This is a genomic window from Deltaproteobacteria bacterium, assembly GCA_016875225.1.
GTDB lineage: Bacteria > Myxococcota_A > UBA9160 > SZUA-336 > SZUA-336 > VGRW01.
The window spans coordinates 1-4,118 of record VGRW01000146.1 but is presented as its reverse complement, the minus strand read 5'-3'; the positions used below and the strand labels follow the sequence as shown (position 1 = coordinate 4,118).

Genomic DNA, 4,118 nt, shown 5'->3' with positions numbered 1-4,118 from the left:
TCGCGATCTTCGACGCGAGCTGGCGCGTGCTCGAGCGCTGGCAGAAGCCGTTCTTAACCGCCTACGGCAAGGCCGACCCGGTGCTCGGCTACTTCGACGCAGTCTTCCAGCAGCACGTCCCGGGCGCGAAGGGACGTCGGCACCGCCAGTTTCCGCAGGGCACTCACTTCATCCAGGAGCAGGAGCCCGCAGCGCTCGTCGAGGTGATCGACGAGGCGGCGCGCGCGTCGTGACTCGCGCCGCGCTCGCGCTGTGTCTGCTGGCGCTCGCCGCGCCCGGCGCGCACGCGCAGGACGCCGTCCCGGAGGCGCCGTTCAAGGAAGGCGACGTGCTCGGCTTCGAGCAGGTCGAGAAGCTGCGCAGCTACCTGCCGGAGCAGTTCTGGGAGCACCGCGAGTTCTTCTTCTACGAGGGCATGCAGATCGAGATCGGCCCGAAGAACCGCGACTACGGCGAGTCGAAAGTCTTCGAGGACGCCACCGCCCGCTGGCAGAAGGAGGCTGCGATCGGCCGCGACGGCGCGCTGGTCGGCTACGTCGCGGGTCGGCCGTTCGCGACCGAGAAGATCGACTGCAAGTCCGACCCGCAGGCGGCGCTGAAGATCATCTGGAATTTCAACAAGTCGTGGAACGGGAGCGGCTGGAAGACCAGCTTCTTCTACAGCTACTGGGACCGCGGCGAACAGCTCCCGCTCTTCTACAAGGGCTCGTCCGAGGGCGTCGCGCTCTCGCAGCGCGTCGAGCCGCAGTACGTCGAGTCACGCGGCGACGTGTTCGAGAAAGAGAAGCGACTCGCCGGCGGCGGAGTGACCGTGACCGAGCCGTTCGACGCGCGCGGGATCATGACGCTCTCGTACCGCTACAAGGCGTCGGATGGCCCGCTCGACGAGGCGCGAAACGACGATCTCTGGGTCTACATTCCCGACCTGCGCCGCGTGCGGCGCATCTCGCAGGCGCAGCGCACCGACTCGATCCAGGGCACCGACTTCACGATGGACGATCTGCGCAGCTTCTCGGGCGTTCCGCCGCAGTACGAGTGGACCTGTCTCGAGGAGCGCCGGCTTATCCACCCGACCAACGCGACCCGGCTCGGCTACCCCTACCGCGACGACTACAACTACGGCCCGTACGGCTTCTCGTACGCGAACGACCGCTGGGAGCTCCGCGACGCGTTCCTGGTGCGCTTCAACCCGAAGAACGAGGACCACCCGTACCACCACAAGGACATCTGGATCGACAAGCAGACCTACCAGCCGCTGTACAGCTCGGCGTACGACCGCAAGAAGGAGCTGTGGAAGCTGATCTGGCACAACTTCCGCTGGACCGAGGACTGGCTAGGCAAGACGCCAGAGACCACCGACCCGCTGGCGCGCGACGGCGTCTACAACCCGCCGTGGGAGGGCGTCGACGAGGTGCGCACGCTGCGGCTCGCGTCGCAGATCATCGTGAACGTGCAGAGCGGCACCGGAAACCGCATCGAGGTCTGGAACAACAAGGGCGGCCCGCCGCCGAGCAAGGGCGAGATCCGCCGCCTGGTCGACATCGGGCGGCTGAACAAGGGGCGCTGAGCTACGGCGCGAGCCGCGCCGCGATCTCCTGCTCGACGCGGAACAGGCGGTCCTGGCCCCAGGTGGAGTAGAGCGCCTCGCCCGTGGCGGCGCGCAGGCAGAAGCTCGGCACGCCCCAGAGCCCGAGCTCGAACAGGGCGAGCCGGTTGGCTTCGAGCTCGTCGCGCCAGCCCTCGCGATCGAGGTGCTCGATCGCCTGCGCCCACGGCAGGCCCGCGCGCTCGACGACGCGACGCAGTCCGGTGTCGCTGCCGGTGTCGATGCCCTCGGCGAACGCGGCGCTCGCGAACGAGGCCAGAAGCTCGGCCGCCCGGCCGCGCTCGCGCGCCCAAGGGTAGAGCGAGAACGCGCGCTCGACCGGGCGCCCGACCGGATCGCAGATGCGGCCGAAGGGAACGCCTGCGTCCTCGGCCTCGCGCTTGGTGTCGAGCGCGATGTAGAGCTGCTTCGCGCGCGGCACCGGCAGGCCGCGCATGACCATGGGCAGGACCGGCCGAAGCACGAGCTCGACGGCGTAGCGGCGCGCGAGATCGAGAGCGCGCTCGATCGCGATCGCGGTGTACGGGCTGCGCAGCGACGGGTAGAACTCGAACGCGAACGTCCGCCTGGCCGAGCCGCTCGCGCGTCCCTGCGGTGCGGGCCGCCTCAATATCGGCTCGGCGCTGGCGCTGGCCCGAAGCGCGCCGAGCGACTGCAGGCGCCGCTCCAGGTGCCAGAGCCGGTCGACGCCCCAGTACCACTCGCCGCCGTAGTGGAACATGGCGCCCAGGTAGTGGCCGAGCCGATCGCGGAGCGCGTCGCCGTCGGCGCTGCGAGCGCGGACCTCGGCGGCGTCCGCGCTTCCGACTTCGCGCTCCAGCGCGGCGAGCGAGAGCCCATCGCCGCTCCAGAGCGCGGAGCTCGCCCGCGCTGCGGCGCTGGTGAAGGCGTTCGCGGCGATCGCGCTGGCGAGCAGCGCGGCCGCGCGCGCGACGAGCGCGGGATCCGGCGCGGAAGCGCCCGCGGGAAACGCGAGCCCGTACGCCGGCGCGACGTCGGCGGCGTCGCGGCGCGAGAAGGCCTCGAGCCGGGTCCGCTCGGGCGCCGCCGCGTCGGAAGGGGGGTTCACCAGGTGCGGAACCAGCTCGATCTCGTAGCGCTCGACCAGCCGCGGCAGCACCTGCGCCGCGAGCGCGCCGTACGGGTCGTCGACTTGGTGGAAGTAGTGCACCCGGTGAGGCTCGGAGCGCAGCCGGCGCCGCCGCTCGGCCAGCCAGCGCCGCGCGTCGCGCGTGCGCGGGCTGGTGAGCAGCCCCGTGAACAGCGGCGAGACGCGGCGCACGAATCCACCGTCCATCGCTTTGCATCGTGGCATATGACCTGCCAAAATGCACCCGTGGCGTACGGCGCGCGCGCGTATCGGCTCTTCTCCTGGGAGCACAGCTATTTCTCCGGGAAGGTCCGCGCGTTCCTGCGCTACAAGGCGAGCGCCGGCGCGCTCGAGTACGAGGACATCCTCGCCACGCCCGAGCTGATCGCGGGCCTGCTGATCCCCGCGACGCAGACCAACGTGGTGCCTCAGCTGCTCGCGCCCGATGGAACCTGGGTGCAGGATTCCAGCGAGATCATCGACTTCTGCGAGCGCGCGCACCCCGCGCCGGCGGTGATTCCGCCAGCCGACACCGCGCCGAAGCAGCGTCTCGCCAGTCACCTGATCGAGCTTCTCGCCGACGAGTGGATGGTGGTCTACGGGTTTCTCGAGCGCTGGCTGTACTCGCTCGACGGGGCCGAGCCGAGTCACGCGGCCGCAAACGAGCAGCAGTGGGGGGCGGTGTTCGCGGCTGGCGCCGACGGCGAGACGCGAAGGCGCTCCGCGCAGGCGATCTTCGCCGGCGGCTTCGGCGTGGCCTCGGGCTTTGCCAACCCGCGCGGGATCTTCGCCGGGCTGGTCGCGCTCGGCGCGACCGAGCGCATGATCCCGGCCTGGGAGGCGAGCCACGCCCGGCTGCTCGACCGGCTAGAGGCGCACTTCTCGCGCCACGACTTCGCGCTCGGCGGGCTGCCGTCGCTGGCCGACTTCGGCCTGCTCGGGCCGCTCTACGCTCACCACTACCGCGACCCGGTCGCGGGCTTCCGCCTGCGCACCCGCTACCCGCTCGTGACCGAGTGGGTCGAGCGCGCGAATCACACCTGCGACCTGAACGCTCGAAGCTACGGGCAGAAGCTCTACTCACTCGGGCCGAACCGCGAGCTGGTCGCGCGCCCCGCCACGAGCGACGGCGCGGCGTGGCTGGCCGGAGACCGCATCGCGCCCACGCTGCTTCCCGTGCTCGAGGTGTTCTTCCTCGAGATGTGGCCCGCGCTCACGAGCGCGCTCGCGGCGCTCCGCGCGTACCTCGCAAGCGGCCGGCACGCGCCGGGCGCGGAGCTGCCGGGCAAGACGTTCACGCCTACGCCCGGCTTCGAGGCGCTGCAGACCGGCGACGGCCCGCTCAATTACGAGTTCGAGCTCGGCGGACTTCGCGAGCGGCGCATGGTCGTGCCGTACCACGTCTGGATGCTGCAGAGGGGG

The 4,118-nt window shown here is 70.8% G+C and carries 3 protein-coding genes; 2 read left to right on the top strand and 1 reads right to left on the bottom strand.

Annotated elements, in window-relative coordinates:
• Positions 1 to 1,567 (top strand): DUF1329 domain-containing protein (locus tag FJ108_18050; GenBank protein ID MBM4337795.1); only part of this gene is annotated, 1,567 nt, incomplete at its 5' end.
• A 1-nt stretch (position 1,568) separates the two neighbouring features.
• Here the strand turns inward: FJ108_18050 and FJ108_18045 are convergent.
• The gene (locus FJ108_18045) at positions 1,569 to 2,903 is read right to left on the bottom strand and encodes a 2-hydroxychromene-2-carboxylate isomerase (protein MBM4337794.1); all 1,335 of its coding nucleotides are present in this window, start codon (positions 2,901 to 2,903) and stop codon (positions 1,569 to 1,571) included.
• Positions 2,904 to 2,921: 18 nt separating this feature from the next.
• Between FJ108_18045 and FJ108_18040 the strand changes: the two genes are divergently transcribed.
• Positions 2,922 to 4,118 (top strand): hypothetical protein (locus FJ108_18040; protein MBM4337793.1); only part of this gene is annotated, 1,197 nt, incomplete at its 3' end.